This is a genomic window from Pseudomonas sp. BRM28 (assembly GCF_002939405.1).
In the GTDB taxonomy this organism is placed as follows: domain Bacteria; phylum Pseudomonadota; class Gammaproteobacteria; order Pseudomonadales; family Pseudomonadaceae; genus Aquipseudomonas; species Aquipseudomonas palmensis.
The window spans coordinates 5,431,594-5,447,284 of record NZ_PEFV01000001.1; the positions used below are offsets into that span (position 1 = coordinate 5,431,594).

Here is a 15,691-nt window from a genome sequence, read left to right on the forward strand (position 1 = left end):
TCCTCTCAAGGGGCCTTGGCTGCCGGGCGGCGCCACCAGCTCTGGATGCCGCGACGGTTGCGCTGGATCAGCGTGGCCCGCCGCGCGGTGCGCAGCCTGGGGGTCAGCAGCACGGTGAGCAGGTCGGCCAGCAGGTTGATCGCCACTACGCCCAGGGTGATCACCAGCACCACGCCCTGGATCAGCGGCAGGTCGCGCATCTGGATCGCGGTGTTGAGCTGGGTGCCGATGCCGGGGTAGCTGAAGATCACCTCGGCCAGCAGCGCGCCGCCGATCAGCGTGCGCAAGGTCAGGGCCACGCCCTGCACCGCCGGCACCAGCGCGTTGGGCAAGGTGTGGCGCCACACGATGCGCCATTCGGGCACCCCGCGCAGGCGCGCCGCACTCACGTAGTCGGATTCAAGCGCCTCGATCATCGAGGCGCGTACCAGCCGCGCCAGGTACGGCAGCGACGACAGGCTCAGGGCCAGGATCGGCAGCAGCAGAAACTCCAGCTGCTGCCACAGGTGCTTGTCCGGGTCGAGGATCGACACCGCCGGCAGCAGGCTGAACTGTGGCATGGAAAACAGCAGCACCAGCCCGATGGCCAGCAGAAAACCCGGGGTGGCCTTGAGAAAGATCAGCGCCGACAGCGCCCAGCGGTCCAGCCGGCTGTCACGCCGCAGCGCCAGGCTCACGCCGATGCTCAACGCCAGCGGCACCACCACCAGCAGCACGCCGCCCAGCAGCGCCAGGGTATTGCCAAAACGCGCGAGAATGATGCCGGCCACCGGTTGGTTCGAATCCAGCGAGATGCCCAGGTCGCCGTGCAGCACCTGCCCCAGCCAGCTCAGGTACTGCAGCATGATCGGCCGGTTCAAGCCCAGTTGCTCGCGCAGGGTCTGGATGCTCTCCAGCGGCGCGTCGGGGCCCAGGATCACCCGCGCCGGGTCCGAGGGCAGCGCCTGGGTGGCGATGAACACCACCAGGCTGATGACCCAGGCGGTGAGCAGGCCGTAGCCCAGGCGCCCGATGAACCAGGGCAGCCAGGCCGGCAGTCGATGAGAGGTTGCGCACGGTTCAGGCATGGTTCAACCACAGGCTGTCAAAGCGCCAGGAGGCGAAGGTGGTCTGTTCGCCGTGCAGGCCGCCGACCTTGTTCGAGGCGGCGTCCAGCACGTCGGTGAAGCCCCAGATCAGCAGGCCGCCGCGCTGGTGCTGAATGGCCTGCGCCTCGTGTACCAGTTGCTTGCGCTGCGCCAGATCCGGCTGGCCGAGGGCCTGGGTGAACAGCGCACTGAAGCGCTCGTCACGGAAGTTGCTGCGGTTGTAGATCGCCAGCGGTGCATCGTTGTGCAGGCCGGTGGCCAGAAAGCCGCGGGCCGGTGTCGAGCCGGGCGACATCAGCCACTGCTCCTTCTGCGGGCCGTTGAATACCGAGGCGTCCACCGGCGTGACCTTGACCTGGACCCCGGCCTTCTTCGCCTGCTGGGCGAACACCAGGGCAGCGTTGATTTCGTTGGCGGTGGTGGTCAGCTCTATGCGCAGGTCGGTCTGCCCGGCCTGGCGCAGCAGCGAACGGGCCTGGTCCAGATCGAAGGGGCGCTGGGCGATGGCATGGTTGTAGGTGGGGTCGGTTGGCGAATACAGGTCGTTGGCGATGCGCCCGAAACCGTTGAGGCCACGGCCCACCAGCTCCTGGCGGTCGGCCAGCAGGCGGAAGGCCTGGCGTACCCGCTCGTCCTGGAACGGCGCCTTGGCGGTGTTGAGGTTGAAGCCACTGAACGAGGTGGTGGGCGACACCACCAGTTGCAGGCGCGGGTCGGCCTTGAGCAAGGCACTGTGCTCGGCCTGCACGCCGCTGGCGATGTCGATCTGCCCGGCACGCAGGGCGGCCACGCGCGATACCTGGTCCTTGAATTCGATGATCTCCAGCTCGTCGGCGTACGGCTGGTTGGGCTTGTAGTAGTTTTCGAAACGGCTGAACAGCGCACGCTGGCCCGGCACGAAACTTTTAAGCCGGTACGGGCCGGCGCCCACCGGGTTGCTGGCTGGGTCGTAGTCGGTGGGCACGATGCCGCCGAAGGCAATCAGGGTCTCGTCCAGCGGGAAGAAGCTGCGGCCCTGCTTGAAGCGGATCTCGATGGTGCGCTCGTCGAGCTTGCGCAGCGCCTGGCGGTCGATGGCGCCCACCAGCCCGGCAAATGGCGAGGCAAGTTTCGGGTCGGTCAGGCGCAGGATCGAGAACAGCATGTCGTCGGCGCCGATGCTCTTGCCGTGGTGGAACTCCAGCCCCGGCTTGATGCGAATGGTCCAGGCGCTGGCATCGGCATTGGGCTCGACAAATTCGGCCAGGCCCAGGCGCGTGCTGACGTCGTCGTTCCATTCCCAGAACTTGCTGTACAGCGCCCAGCCGCGAATGATCCCGCCACCGGAAGGCTTGTGTGCATCCAGGTTGCCGGCCTGGTCGCCGTCGATGATGCCGACGCGCAGGCGCCCGCCGTGCACCGGGGTGCCCGGGCGTGCGCTGGCCGCCGCGTTGCTGGCAGGCCCGCCGGCATCGCAGCCGCCCAGCAGGCTGGAGCCCAGCAACAGGCCGCCGCCGACGGCCAGGCTGTTGCCGAGGAAGATCCGGCGCGAGAATTCATGAGGCATGGGCAGCTCCTTAGGCCGGCTCGGCAGCGGTGCGCGCACCCAGGCGCGGGATCTCGAACCCGTGGTCCAGTTCCAGCAGCGGGAACAGCAGGTCGGCCACCCGGTGCGCTTCATCGATCAGCGGAAAGCCCGAGAGAATGAACGCCGAGGTGCCCTGCTGCTGGTACTCGCGAATGCGCTCGGCCACCTGCTCGGCACTGCCCACCAGGTAGGTGCCGGACGACGGGCCGAGGATGTCGAAGCCGAACAGGCTGGGGCCGGTCCACACGTTGGGGTAGATCTCAAGCTCGCGCGCAGTGGGCAGGCGCCCGTCGCGGATGCTCTGCACGTTGCGCTGCACCTGCGCGTTGTCGCTGTGGAAGGTGTCCAGGGTCTGGCCCGGCGGCAGGCGGCGCTCGATGGCGGCGCGGGCGGTGGCCAGGGAGGTCTGTTGCAGCAGCTTCTCGGCATGCACCCAGGCTTGGGCCTCGGTCTCGCGCACGATGACCTGCAGGCGCGTGCCGTAGGTCAGTTCGCGGCCGAACTTCGCCGCTTCGGCGGCCACGCGGCGGAACTTGTCGCCCAGCCGGGGCGGGGTGTCGGCAAAGCTCAGGTACACGTCCAGCAGTTGCACCGAATGCGCCACGCCCACGTCCGAGGTGCCGGCGCCCCACAGGGGTACCGCCAGGCGCTGCGGCGGGTGCCAGCCGCCCAGCGGATGGCGCGCCGCCGCAGCCGGGCGTGGCGCGAGCTTCACGTACTGGCCGTCGAAACCGCCGGTGTCGCCGGCATAGATGCGCTGGAAGGCGCGCCAGTACTCCAGGCTGAACTGGTAGCGCTCATCGTGCGGGTAATGCACACCCAGGGTGGCCAGGCCCGCGTCGCTGCCATTGACCACGTTGCACAGCAGGCGGCCGTTGGAGAACTCGTCGAAGGTCAGCGCCCACTTGGCCAGCACCGCCGGCGACAGCTCGCCCGGGTGCTGCGCCACCAGAAAGCGCAGGCGCTCGGTGGCATCGATCAGTGCCGCCGACACCGCCAGGCTCTCGTTGGGGCTTGAACCCAGCAGGGCGCCGTAGAACCCCAGGCGGTCACTGGCCACCGCCAGTTGCCTGAGGTGGGCGAAATCGGTTTTCCAGCGCCCCTGGGGCTCCCACGGGTAGGGGCCGTCGGGGCTGGTGAGGTACCACAGGATCTTGATGGCCATGGCAGGTTCCTCAGGCGCGTGGGCGGTCGATGGCCGGGACCAGGCCCAGCGCGTGGGCGCGGTCGATCAGCTTGCTCATGTTCCATTGCTGGGTGAGCACGCCGGGGCCGTAGGGGCGCGAGCCGCCGATGGACTCGGCCAGCAGTTGCAGTTGCGCGCCCTCCTCCAGCAGCAGGATGAATTCGGCGGTGGCGCGCAGGCCCTGGCGCCCCCACACGGTCGCACCGCCGTTGGCTTCGAGAATCGCCGGGGTGTAGGGGTTCTCGGCCAGGCGCTCGAGAATGAAGTCGACCTCGTCCTGGCGCCGGTCGATGTACACCGGCAGCTCGCGGGCCAGCTGGTAGCGCTGCACCGGCACGTAGTGGAACGGCAGGCTGCGCTGGGTCTGCGCCCAGGCGCCCAGGTACGGGGTGTGCACGTGGGACACCGTGGTGATGCCGGCGTCTTCGCGAAACAGCCGGGTGTAGCGGCCCAGCCCGCCCTTGCCCTGGCCATGCACCAGGTTGCCGGCAAAGTCGCTGACCGTGGCCTGCAGCGGCTTGCGGTAGTCCCACGGGCCTGGGTAGTTGACCGACACCAGCAGCTCGCGGCCCGGTACGCGCTCGATGAAGCCCACGGTGCCGGCGGCGGTGATGGTGTTGGTTTCGCGGAACACGGTGAAGGCCTGTTCGGCCTCGTGCAGCACCTGCTCGATGAAGGCCTTGAGGTCGGCGTCGATCAGGTGCTCGGTGGTCAGTACGGTCATGGCGAACTCCTTGGTTCAGGCGCGGGCGCGCCGGGCCAGCAGTTGATGGGCAGCTTGCAGTGGACGCGGGTCGACCCAGTCGGCCAGGTTGAAATCGGCTTCGAGAAAGCCATGCAGGTTGAGGAAGGTCTTCTGGATGTCCAGGTAGCCCAGGCGCTGGGCCGAGAGGTCCGGGGCCAGGGTGGTGTGGAAGTCGCCACGGTAGGCTTCGTCCACGCCCTGGGCGCCGGCGCGGGTCTCGTCCTGCAGGATGCGCAGCAGCGCCTCGCGGTTGTGGCTGGCCCAGTCGGCGGCGCGCAGGGTCTGCGCGAGGAAGCGCACCACCAGGTCGAAGTGGTTGTCCAGCAGGCTCTGGTGCACGGTGATCGGCCGTGGCGTGCCGTTGTTGATGCGGTAACGCGGGTCGCTGATCTGGTCCAGGTCGATGCCCACCACCAGGCCCAGGCGGCGCGCTGCATCGGCAGCGGCGGCGCCCTTGACGTACACCGCGTCGACCTCGCCACGGGCCAGGTAGTCCAGCCCCGACCACAGGCGCTGCAGGCCCTGCTCGGGGGTGGGGGCGTCATCCTGGTTGTGCAGCGCCACTTCCACCAGTTCGACATCGTCGAAGCTCAGGCCGGCCAGGCTCAGCGCGCCCTTGTAACCATGCAGGCTCATGGCGCGGGCGATGCTGCCCGGGCGGTTGTCGCCCCAGGCCGGCAGCGCCAGGCGCTTGCCCTTGAGGTCCCGGGCGCTGCGGATGCCGGAGTCGGGGCGTACCAGGACGGTCTGCCATTCCTCGATCCAGGTCAGGCCGATCAGGCGGCTGGGCGAACCGGCGGCGCGGGCGGCCAGGGCCGGCACGTTGCCGCCCTCGCGAAACAGCCCGGGCAACTGGTGATCGTAGTGGTGATGGCCGAGCTGGCGGGCCTCCTGCAGGGTCTCCACCGGCAGGCCGTCGGCGGCGAATTCCTCGCCCAGCCAGCCCAGGGTGTAGGCGATGCCGGAGGCGGTCGGCACCGGGCAGCGGGTGAACCAGATCTGTTCGAGGGCCGGTGCGGCAGGCAACGGCAAGGTAGCGGCGATTGACATGGGCATGTTCCATCAAGCGAAGGTAGCCATGCCATTGCAGCGCCCGTGCCAACTCACCAACTCATTGTTTTTGTTGGTTTTTTAAAGACCTTCTGAACACCGGGTGCTGGCCTGGCAGCAGTGTTGCAGCTGCCCTGCTGCTGCCAGAGCAACAATCGGCGCCCCGCTGCTGCCCCAGCAGCACCCCGCCGCCCGTACCTGGCCGCAGTCCTTGTGGCACAAGGCTTTGCGGTGTGTGGCACAGAACCTGCTCAAGGGCCTGAAACCTGTTCATTCAAGGAAGCCCCCGCATGAGTACCCCGCCCCGCCGCCTGGAAAGCGCCGCCCAGGCCATCGCCGCCGCCCATGAAATCGCCGGCCAGATCGCCGAGCTGGCCCGCGACCGGCACAACAACCGCCAGTTGCCGCGTCGCCAGGCCCAGCTGCTGTCCGACAGCGGCCTGACCGCCATCGGCGTGCCCGCGCAGTTCGGCGGGCTGGGCGCTTCGGTACAGACCATCGTCGAGACCGTGCGCATCGTGTCCGCCGCCGACGGCGGTGTCGGGCAACTGCTGCAGATTCACAACGTGATGCTGCGCGGTGTGCTCAGCGGCTACCCGGATGAAGTGCGCGAGCGCCTGATTGCCGACCTGCTGGCCGGCAAGCGCCTGGGCAACGCCCTGGCCGAGGTCGGCGGCAAGAACAAGTTCGCCCTCAAGACCCGCATCGAGCGCCGCGAAGACGGCAAGCTGGTGCTCAACGGCAGCAAGTTCTACTCCACCGGCTCGTACCTGGCCGAATGGATCTCGCTGACCGCCGCCAGCGACGACGGCGGCGCCGGGGTGCTGCTGCACCGCGACACGCCGGGCCTGACCCTGCTCGACGACTGGGACGCATTCGGCCAGAACAACTCGGTGAGCGGCACGGTGCAGTTCGACAACATCGAGCTGGACGAGCGCTATGTGCTGCGCCGCCAGGGCCCGATGAAGCGCACCGGGCTGACCTTCCCGCAGATACTGCACGCGGCCATCGACACCGGCATCGCCGCCGGCGCCCTGCAGGCCGGCATCGACTACCTCAACCAGCACGCGCGCCCGTGGGTAGAGAGCGAGGTGGAGCGCGCCAGCGAAGAGCCGCACATCATCCGCCAGGTCGGTGAATACGCCGTGGCCCTGCGCGCCGCCGAATCGCTGCTGCGCGATGCCGCACGGACCTTCGATGCGCACGAGCTGGCCCCCGACGACAAGGCCCTGCAGGACGAGCTGATTCTCTCGGTAGCCACCGCGCGGGCGCACTCGGATGCCGCCTCGCTGAAGATCTCCAGCGACATCTTCTCGCTGCTGGGGGCCAGCGCCTCGCTGAGCAAATGGAACCTGGACCGCTTCTGGCGCAATGCGCGGGTGCACACCACCCACGACCCGATCCGCTGGCGCCTGCACCACGTGGGCAACTACTACCTCAACGGCATTGACCCGGGCGAATACACCGCCATTCTCGCCGCCAGGCAGAGCGCGGGCGCCAGCCGCTGAACACCGGGCGCGGGGCCTGCCCTGCGCCTGCTTTCCCCTTTGTCTCGAGTTTTCCATGAGCCCTCGACACCCGCTGCTGCGCAGCCTGGCGATCTACCGCGAAATGCCCTGGCGTTTCGCCCTGGTCGCCGGGCTGTTCGTTTTCATCAACCTGGGGCTGGTCTGGCAGCAATGGCTGATCGGCCATGCGCTGAACGACGTGAGTGCCGGCGCCGCCGTGGTGCGCCTGGCCGATGGCAGCCTGGATGCACGCCTGGCCTGGCACTGGTTCTGGCTGATAGGCGCGGTGGCGCTGGGCCGCGCGGTGTTGCAGTACGCCGCGGCCATCGGCTCGCTGGTGCTCGGCCAGGCGCTGCTCACGCGCCTGCGCGAGCGCCTGCTGGCCCAGGTGCAGGCCCTGCACCTGGGCTACCACTGGCAGCACGGCATGGGCGAGATGGTCACCCGCACCACCCGCGATGCGGACAAGGTGCGCGATGCGCTGATCAGCTTCTGGCGCCAACTGGTGGAAACCCCGTTGGTGGTGCTGGCCACCGTCGGCCTGCTGGCCTGGTACGACCCGTGGCTGGCCCTGGGGCCGCTGCTGCTGACCGCGCTCGGGCTGGGCATCTTCGTGCACCAGACCGAGCGCCTGGTGGCACTGGACCGTGCCGTGGGCGCCGCCTACGACCGGGTCAACCAGGACCTGGCCGAAGGCATCGGCGCGGTACGGGTGATCAAGTCGTTCGGCCTGCAGGCCCAGCGCATCGAGGGCTTTGCCGCGCAGGTGCAGGTGTTTGCCGGGCATGCACGCCAGGCGCTGGCCTACGCCAGCTCGCGCATACCGCTGCCGCAGGCGGTGGTGGCGCTGGGGCATGTGTGGATCCTGGTGGTCGGTGCGCAGCTGGTGGCCCAGGGGCGCATCGGCATCGGCGAGCTGGTGACCTCGCTGCTGATCGCCACCACCCTGGTGTTTCGCATCGAAGGCATCGGCCGGGTGATGCAGACCTTCGCCGACGCGCGCGCCTCGGCCGAGCGTATCTGGCAGTTGCTCGATGCGCCGGTACACATCGTCAGCGGTCAGCAGTCGCTGCCCCCGGGGCCGCTGGGCCTGAAGCTGGAGGCTGTCGGCGTGGCAGCGCCCGGCGGTGGGCAGGCGGTGCTCAGCCAGTGCTCGTTGCAGATAGAACCCGGCGAGGTGGTCGCGCTGGTGGGCGCCACGGGCACCGGCAAGAGCCTGCTGGCCAGCCTGCTGCCGCGCCTGACCGAGGCCGACCAGGGCCGCGTGCTGCTGGGCAGCGCTGCACGGGGCTGGCACGACGTGCGCACCCTGGCGCTGGATGAACTGCGCCGGCGCGTGCATGTGCTGCCCCAGGAGAGCTTTCTGTTCGCCGACAGCCTGGCTGCCAACCTGCGCCTGGGTGCGCCCACGGCCAGCGACGCGCAACTGCTCGATGCACTGCGCCAGGCCAGCGCCGAGGACGTGCTGGCGCGCCTGCCCCAGGGCCTGGACACGCCGCTGGGCGACCGTGGCGTGACCCTCTCGGGCGGCCAGCGCCAGCGCCTGTGCCTGGCCCGCGCCCTGCTGGCGGCCCCCGACATCCTGTGCCTGGACGACGCCACCAGCGCGCTGGACGCGATCAGTGAACAGCGTGTGCTCGACACCCTGCGCCAGCGCCGCAGCGATGGGCATGCACCGACCCTGCTGCTGATCGCCAGCAAGCTGAACACCGTGCAACTGGCCGACCGCGTGCTGCTGCTGAGCAGTACCGGCATCGCCGACAGCGGCAGCCATGCGCAGCTGCTGCAACGCAACCCGACCTACCGTGAACTGCTGGGGATCGAGCATGGCTAAGCCGCAAGCGGGCACTGCCCTGAGCGATATCGAGATAGAAGAATTGCTGGCAAGAAAGGCCCTGGACCGCAGCATGTTCCGGCGCCTGCTGCCGCTGCTGCGCCCGGTGCGCCGGCAGATCGGCTGGGTGATCGGCCTGGAGCTGGTGCTGGTGTTCACCGTGTTTCTGCGCCCGTGGTTCGTGCGCGAGCTGCTCGATCACGGGCTGATCCATGACGGCAACGCCTGGCTGCTGGACCCGCCGCTGGTGCTGTGGCTGGGCGCGGGCCTGGCGGCAAGCTGGCTGGGGCGCTTCGTGCTGGCGGGGCTGTCGCAGTACATCGCCGGCAGCGCCGCGATCAGCGTGCTCAACGACCTGCGCGTGCGGGTGTTTGCGCACGTGCAGGCGCTGAGCGTGGGCTACTTCGACCGCACCCGCGCCGGGCGCATCATTTCGCGGGCCGACCGCGACGTGGACGCGCTTGAACCGCTGCTGATCCAGGGCCCGCCCGAACTGCTCGGCGCCCTGCTGCGCTGCAGCCTGGCGGCGGTGATGCTGTGGCTGATCGAGCCGCTGTTCTTCTTCAGCCTGATCGGCAGCGTGCCGTTGCTGCTGCTCGCCACCTGGGGCTTCAAGCGTATCGCCCAGCGCAACTGGGCGAAGGTCGCGGAAAACCGCAGCCGCTTCACCGCCCACCTGGTGGAGAGCGTCAGCGGCGTGCGCCTGCTGCAGCAGACCGGCCGGCAGCAGACCAACCTGCAGCGTTACCAGGGCCTGCTGGACGACTTCAACCGCGCGCTGATTCTGGGCAGCCTGCGCTCGGGCTGGTTCGCGCCGTTCACCGCGCTGCTGGCCGCGATGGGCATGGCGGTGCTGGTGCTGGTGGGTGGCTACGGGCTGGCCGAGGGTTCGGTGACGGTAGGCCAGGTGGGTGAAAGCCTGTTCTACGTGATGCTGTTTCTGGGGCCGTTGCAGGAGCTGACCGACCTGTTCGAACGCTATGCCACCGGTTCGGCTTCGGCGCAGCGGATCTTTCTGCTGCTGGACACCGCGCCGCAGATTCTCGACCCGCAGGTGCCCGTGGCGTTGCCCAGGGCGCGTGGCGAGGTGCGCTTCGAGCAGGTGCGCTTTGCCTATGAGCGTCAGGCGCCAACGCCGGTGATCGACGGGCTGGACCTGCACATACGGGCCGGCGAGGTGCTGGCATTGGTCGGGCCGTCGGGGCATGGCAAGAGCACGCTGGTGCAGTTGCTCACGCGCTTCTATGACGTGGACGGCGGCGCAGTGAAGCTCGATGGCATCGATGTTCGCCAGTTGAGCCAGCAGCAGTTGCGCCGGCACGTGGGTGTGGTGCTGCAGGACAACGTGCTGTTTGCCGGCAGCATCCTCGACAACCTGCGCCTGGCAGCACCGGGGGCGGACGATGCGACGCTGATCGCGGCGGCCCGCGAGCTGGGCGCCGATGAAGTGCTGGAGCGCCTGCCGCACCAGTACGCGACCCAAGTGGGGGCGCTGGGCGCGCACCTGAGCCATGGGCAGCGCCAGCTGGTGTGCCTGGTGCGGGCGTACCTGGCAGACCCCGCGGTGCTGGTGCTGGACGAAGCCACCTCGGCGGTGGACGTACATACCGAGCGACGCATCCAGCGGGCGTTGCGTCGGCTGTGCGAGGGGCGCACGGCGATCATCATCGCGCATCGGCTGGCGACCATTCGCGAGGCGGACCGCATCGTGGTGATCGGCCAGGGCCGCCTGGTGGAGCAAGGGCCGCATGCGCAGTTGCTGGCCAGGGGTGGGGCGTATGCGGCGCTGCATCGCAGCTATGCGCGGGCCGGTTAGGGCCAATCGCGGGTCAAGCCCGCTCCCACAGGGGGGCATTGCTCTGGTGCTGCAACCGCCGCACCCACTGCTGCTGCACTGCTGCCCTGGCAGCAGTGCAGCCTCCCACCCCCCGCAAAACCGGGCCCGCACCGCGTGGCATGACGGTTGCACCACCTCTGGCACATTCACCGAGGAACAGCCATGAGCACCGAATTCTTCTGGCGCCTGCCCCTGGGCACCGACGGGCCGCAATTGAGCACCGACCGGCACAACCGTGGCAGCTTCAGCCACCAGCACGGCCATATCGCACCCGGCCGGCTGGCAGACGGCCGCCCCGACGGCTTCACCTATATCGACTACATCGCCCAGGTGGCCAAGGCCGCCGAACTGGCCGGCTTCGAAGGCGCCCTGCTGCCCACCGGCCCCGAACCCTGGATCGTGGCCGCCGCACTGGCCCGCGAAACCCGCCGCCTGCGCTTTCTTATCGCCTTCCAGGCCGCCTGGACCCTGCCCGCCTACGCCGCACAGCAGGCCGCCATCCTGCAGCACCTGAGCCACGACCGCCTGGACTGGAACATCATCACCGGCGGCAACCCCGCCAGCCAGCGCGCACAAGGCGACTTTCTCGACCACGACCAGCGCTACCGGCGCACCGGCGAATTTCTCGACATCATCGACGGCCTGTGGCGCAACGAGCACTTCAGCTACCAGGGCGAGGTCTATCAACTGGACAACGGCGCCCTGCCCGAGCACCTGGGCCATGTGCGCAAGCCGGGGGTGTACTTCTCCGGCTTCTCCGACCCGGCCCTGGACGTGGCTGCACGCCACGCCGACGTGTACCTGAACTGGGCCGAGCCGATCGAGCAACTCAGGCCGCATATCGAGCGCGTGCGCGAGCTGGCGGACAGGCAGGGCCGCACGGTGCGCTTCGGCCTGCGCGTGGACCTGTTCGCCCGCGAAACCGAAGAGGCCGCCTGGCGCGACCTGCGCCGCCAGTTCGACAGGCTCGACGGCAGGCCCAGCGCCCTCTCCAGCACCTTCAGCACTGCCAGCGACTCGGTCGGCGGCGCCCGCCAGAGCGCCTATCACCAGAACATCCAGCGCTTCGACGACCTGATTCTGGGGCCAAACCTGTGGGCCGGTTTCGCCAAGGCCAAGCCCGGCCCCACCGTGGGCCTGGTGGGCAGCCACCAGAACATCGCCGAACGCCTGGCCGAGTACCGCGACGCCGGCTTCTCGACCTTCATCCTGGCCGGCAACCCGCACCTGGAAGAAGCCCTGCGCATCGGCCAGGAAGTGCTGCCGCTGGTGCAACAACGACAACCCATCAAGGACCCGATGCCCCTATGACCACCCCTCTCGATACCCTCTGGTACACCCACAGCCCGGTGCCGACCGGCCTTGGCATCGCCGTGCAGACCGGGCGCCTGGCCGAGGCGTTCCAGCCGCTGGGCACCTCGATCCAGTCGCTGCGCGAGTCCAGCGAGCGCGAAGTGCGCGAAGCCCACTACGACCATCACCTGCCCAACTCGGTGCGCCACGGCGGCAACATTCCGGCGATCTGGGCCTACGCCAGCGGCGTGCAGACCCGCGTGCTGGGGCTGAGCTGGGCCGATGAGGTGCAGTTGATCCTGACCACCGAGGACAGCGGCGTGAAAAGCGTGCGCGACCTCAAGAACCGCCGCTTCGGCCTGCCCAAGTGGGCCAACGTGCAGATCGACTTCACCCGCGCCCAGGCCCTGCGCGGGCTGGAAAACGCGCTCAGGCTCGAAGGCCTGGACGTGGCCGATGTTGAGCTGGTGGACTACCCCTACGGCGGCACCCACAGCGACGAGCAGGTCACCCATGTGCATGGCGCCACGGTGACCCTGGGCATGAACCGGGTGAGCCGGCGCAACAACGAACTGATCGGGTTGCTGCGCGGCGACATCGACGCGATCTTCCTCAAGGGGGCCTCGGCCTTGCAACTGGCCCACGAGTTCGGCCTGCGGGTGGTGATCGACACCGGCTCGCACCCCGACCCGCTGATCCGTTCCAACAACGGCACGCCGCGCACCCTGACTGTTGACCTGAACCTGCTGCAACAGCATTTCGGCGCGTGCACGCGCATCGTCGACGTGGTGCTGCGTACCGAGCAGTGGGCCTGGGCCAACCCCGATGAAACCCGGCGCTACCTGGCGCGCGAGCTCAACACCAGCGAGTACTGGGTGGCGGCGGCGTATGGCGAGGACGCGCACCGGCGCCTGCGCACCACGCTGGACAGTCGCTCGATCGAGGCGCTGCAGGATTTCACCGATTTTCTGCATCGGTGGCATTTCATTGCGCGGCGCTTCGATGTGCGCGACTGGATCGATTTCAGTGTGCTGGAGGCGGTGATCGGGTCGACGTCGCGGGTGGCCACCTGAAAATCGTGCCGCCCCATTCGCCAGCAAGGCTGGCTCCTACACAGGCCTCACCCCCTGTAGGAGCCAGCCTTGCTGGCGAAGCTTTTCAAACCGGTTGCTGCTGCAGCAGCAGGCATTCCACAGCCCCCTGCTGCACCACTAGCAACCCGCCCCGAAACACCCGATAAACCCCATGTAAATCAATACCTTGCAAATATGGCACAAACCCTGCTCTAGCCCCGTATCAGCCACACTCGGGGAGCCACACCATGCATCAGCTTCATCCACTGGCCAGGGGCATCGGCCTGGGCCTGCTGCTCGCAGGCACCAGCACCGCCCACGCCGACGACAGCACCACGCCGGCACTCAAGACCGTCACCGTCACCGCACAACACCGCGAAGAAACCCTGCAGGAAGTGCCGGTGGCGGTCAGCGCGGTCCAGGGCACCAGTATCACCGCCGACGGCGTGCGCGCCATGGGCGACATCACCACCTTCATCCCCAACGCCTCGGCCAAGAACCCCGATGGCGATGGCCGCCCGCGCTGGTACATCCGCGGCCTGGGCACCGGCGACACCGGCGCCGCCACGGTCTACCCGGTGGGCATCTATGCCGACGACGTCTACCTCAACGCCCCCGTCGCCGGCGGCGGCCCGCTGTTCGACCTGGAGCGCATCGAGGTGCTGCGCGGCCCGCAAGGCACCCTGTACGGCAAGAACACCACGGCGGGGGCAGTCAACGTGATCTCGAAAAAGCCCACCTTCGACACCGACGGCTTCGGCACCATCGGCTTTGGCAGCAAGAACGAACGCATCCTCAACGGCGCCCTGGGCGGCACCCTGGTGGACGAACGCCTGGCCGGCCGGGTGTCGCTGTATTCCGAGGAGCGCGACGGCTTCACCCACAACCTGACCAACGACCAGACCTATGGCGACGTCAACAAAAAGGCCGTGCGCGTGCAGTTCCTGGCCAGGCTCAACCCGGACCTGGAGGCGCTGTGGAAGCTCCACGGGCGCCAGTTCAAGGGCGATGGCAGCAGCGGTTCGCTGCCGCTGGGCACCTATTACAACGTCGGCTACCAGCGCCCGCAGGAGCGTCGCATCGAGCTGAACGTGGACGAGCACTCCAAACTCGACCACGACGGCACCTCGCTGACCCTGAACTGGGACATCGGCGACTACCGGCTGACCTCCATCACCGCCTACGACTCTATCCGCCAGCAGTCGCTGACCGACGCCGACTACACCCCCTACGAGGTCAACGGCGCGAGCGACACCGACAACCGCTACGACCAGTACTCGCAGGAATTTCGCCTGGCCTCCCCGCAGCAGGAAACCCTGCGCTGGATGCTCGGCACCCATTACTTTCACGAAACCCTCGACAGCACCGACCGGCGTTTCGTGACGCCGGGCCCGACGCCCAACGGCACCGGCTCCAACCAGATCGGCGGGGTCGACCTGAGCAGCCTCGACTACACCCACAAGACCGACAGCTACGCGCTGTTCGGCAACCTGGCCTATGACCTGAGCGACAACTTCACCGTGACCGGCGGGCTGCGCTGGACCACCGAGAAAAAGAGCATCGACCTGGACCTGGCCCAGTTCACCCGTACCAGCGCCAACGGCCCGCTGGTGCCGCTGGGCGCTGCGGGCGCCAACGGCAACCGCGACGAGAGCAAGCGCTGGGACGCCTGGACCTACGATGTGACGCCCGAGTACCGCATCAACGACAACCTGCGGGTGTTCTTTCGCTATGCCCACGGCTTTCGCTCCGGCGGCTTCAACACCGGCCTGTCGAGCAACCTGGCGCAGTTGACCACGGTCGACCCGGAACAGCTCGATGCCTACGAGCTGGGCCTGAAATCGGAGTGGTTCGACCACCGCCTGACGGTCAACGCCAACCTGTTCTACTACGACTACCAGGACATCCAGGTCAACCTGCTGACGGTCAACAGCGGCGTGCTCACCACCGCGCTCACCAACGGTGCCAAGGGCAAGGTCAAGGGCGCGGAGCTGGAGATCGAGGGCCAGCCCACCGACTACCTGCACCTGCGCGCGGCGGTGTCGTTCCTGGACACCGAGTACACCGACTTCAAGAACGTCAACCCCACCACCGGCGAAGTGACCGCCGACTACAGCGGCAACAGCTTCGTGCGCTCGCCGCGCAACGTGGTGTCGCTGGGCGCCGACTACACCATCCCGCTGGCGATCGGCGGCAAGCTGGTGGCCGGCGCCGACGTGAGTTTTCGCGACAAGGAGTACTTTCTGGCCAACCGCCAGAGCAGCGCCGAGCCGACCCTCAGCCAGCCCCACTACACCCTGGCCAACAGCCGCCTGACCTGGTTCAGCGCGGATGAAAAGCTCAGCGTGACCGGCTTCGTCAACAACCTCACCGACCGCCGCTACCAGGTGCACGGCCGGCCCAACGGCCCCCAGGGCCAGTACGTGCTGACCTACGGCGACCCGCGCACGGTCGGCGTCAGCGTCACCAGCCGATTCTGATCGACCGCGCCGGCGGCAGGCTGCCGGCGC

General features: G+C 68.4%; 11 protein-coding genes. 6 read left to right on the top strand and 5 right to left on the bottom strand.

The genetic code is table 11. From position 1 onward, the window contains the following. Positions 1 to 5 precede the first annotated feature (5 nt). From CR917_RS24960 to CR917_RS24980, 5 genes are read right to left on the bottom strand one after another with little or no spacing between them, the layout of a single operon-like run. Positions 6 to 1,067, bottom strand: a complete 1,062-nt coding sequence (locus CR917_RS24960; RefSeq protein WP_104573097.1) for an ABC transporter permease — start codon at positions 1,065 to 1,067, stop codon at positions 6 to 8. After that, the gene (locus CR917_RS24965) at positions 1,060 to 2,634 is read right to left on the bottom strand and encodes an ABC transporter substrate-binding protein (RefSeq protein ID WP_104573096.1); all 1,575 of its coding nucleotides are present in this window, start codon (positions 2,632 to 2,634) and stop codon (positions 1,060 to 1,062) included. The genes CR917_RS24960 and CR917_RS24965 overlap by 8 nt, the downstream gene beginning before the upstream one ends. A gap of 10 nt (positions 2,635 to 2,644) precedes the next feature. Then, positions 2,645 to 3,820 carry an LLM class flavin-dependent oxidoreductase gene (locus tag CR917_RS24970; RefSeq protein WP_104573095.1) on the bottom strand — a complete coding sequence of 392 codons (1,176 nt, stop codon included), beginning with the start codon at positions 3,818 to 3,820 and terminating at the stop codon, positions 2,645 to 2,647. A 10-nt stretch (positions 3,821 to 3,830) separates the two neighbouring features. After that, positions 3,831 to 4,565, bottom strand: coding sequence for a class II aldolase/adducin family protein (locus CR917_RS24975; RefSeq protein ID WP_043860481.1), 735 nt, complete (start codon positions 4,563 to 4,565; stop codon positions 3,831 to 3,833). A 15-nt stretch (positions 4,566 to 4,580) separates the two neighbouring features. Further along, complete coding sequence (locus CR917_RS24980) at positions 4,581 to 5,636, bottom strand: ABC transporter substrate-binding protein (RefSeq protein ID WP_104573094.1); 1,056 nt, start codon at positions 5,634 to 5,636, stop codon at positions 4,581 to 4,583. Positions 5,637 to 5,926: 290 nt separating this feature from the next. Here CR917_RS24980 and CR917_RS24985 point away from each other — a divergent pair, with 290 nt between their 5' ends. The 6 genes from CR917_RS24985 (at position 5,927) to CR917_RS25010 (ending at position 15,661) form a co-directional block, all read left to right on the top strand. Continuing rightward, positions 5,927 to 7,144 (top strand): acyl-CoA dehydrogenase family protein, encoded by a 1,218-nt coding sequence (locus CR917_RS24985; RefSeq protein WP_058540681.1) that lies wholly within the window; start codon positions 5,927 to 5,929, stop codon positions 7,142 to 7,144. A 55-nt stretch (positions 7,145 to 7,199) separates the two neighbouring features. After that, positions 7,200 to 8,978: an ABC transporter ATP-binding protein gene (locus tag CR917_RS24990; protein WP_104573093.1), complete on the top strand. Its 1,779-nt coding sequence runs from the start codon at positions 7,200 to 7,202 to the stop codon at positions 8,976 to 8,978. Next, positions 8,971 to 10,794: an ABC transporter ATP-binding protein gene (locus CR917_RS24995; protein WP_054915370.1), complete on the top strand. Its 1,824-nt coding sequence runs from the start codon at positions 8,971 to 8,973 to the stop codon at positions 10,792 to 10,794. Before CR917_RS24990 ends, CR917_RS24995 begins: the two co-directional genes overlap by 8 nt. Positions 10,795 to 10,977: 183 nt before the next feature. Then, complete coding sequence (locus CR917_RS25000; protein ID WP_104573092.1) at positions 10,978 to 12,126, top strand: LLM class flavin-dependent oxidoreductase; 1,149 nt, start codon at positions 10,978 to 10,980, stop codon at positions 12,124 to 12,126. Then, positions 12,123 to 13,181, top strand: a complete 1,059-nt coding sequence (locus CR917_RS25005; protein ID WP_043862916.1) for an ABC transporter substrate-binding protein — start codon at positions 12,123 to 12,125, stop codon at positions 13,179 to 13,181. Before CR917_RS25000 ends, CR917_RS25005 begins: the two co-directional genes overlap by 4 nt. A gap of 248 nt (positions 13,182 to 13,429) precedes the next feature. Further along, positions 13,430 to 15,661: a TonB-dependent receptor gene (locus CR917_RS25010; protein WP_104573091.1), complete on the top strand. Its 2,232-nt coding sequence runs from the start codon at positions 13,430 to 13,432 to the stop codon at positions 15,659 to 15,661. Positions 15,662 to 15,691: the final 30 nt, after the last annotated feature.

What these genes read in the sequence shown, in the direction of transcription:
- CR917_RS24960 (WP_104573097.1), bottom strand. Translation starts at nt 1,067, where the DNA reads ATGCCTGAACCGTGCGCAACCTCTCATCGACTGCCGGCCTGGCTGCCC.
- CR917_RS24965 (WP_104573096.1), bottom strand. Translation starts at nt 2,634, where the DNA reads ATGCCTCATGAATTCTCGCGCCGGATCTTCCTCGGCAACAGCCTGGCC.
- CR917_RS24970 (WP_104573095.1), bottom strand. Translation starts at nt 3,820, where the DNA reads ATGGCCATCAAGATCCTGTGGTACCTCACCAGCCCCGACGGCCCCTAC.
- CR917_RS24975 (WP_043860481.1), bottom strand. Translation starts at nt 4,565, where the DNA reads ATGACCGTACTGACCACCGAGCACCTGATCGACGCCGACCTCAAGGCC.
- CR917_RS24980 (WP_104573094.1), bottom strand. Translation starts at nt 5,636, where the DNA reads ATGTCAATCGCCGCTACCTTGCCGTTGCCTGCCGCACCGGCCCTCGAA.
- CR917_RS24985 (WP_058540681.1), top strand. Translation starts at nt 5,927, where the DNA reads ATGAGTACCCCGCCCCGCCGCCTGGAAAGCGCCGCCCAGGCCATCGCC.
- CR917_RS24990 (WP_104573093.1), top strand. Translation starts at nt 7,200, where the DNA reads ATGAGCCCTCGACACCCGCTGCTGCGCAGCCTGGCGATCTACCGCGAA.
- CR917_RS24995 (WP_054915370.1), top strand. Translation starts at nt 8,971, where the DNA reads ATGGCTAAGCCGCAAGCGGGCACTGCCCTGAGCGATATCGAGATAGAA.
- CR917_RS25000 (WP_104573092.1), top strand. Translation starts at nt 10,978, where the DNA reads ATGAGCACCGAATTCTTCTGGCGCCTGCCCCTGGGCACCGACGGGCCG.
- CR917_RS25005 (WP_043862916.1), top strand. Translation starts at nt 12,123, where the DNA reads ATGACCACCCCTCTCGATACCCTCTGGTACACCCACAGCCCGGTGCCG.
- CR917_RS25010 (WP_104573091.1), top strand. Translation starts at nt 13,430, where the DNA reads ATGCATCAGCTTCATCCACTGGCCAGGGGCATCGGCCTGGGCCTGCTG.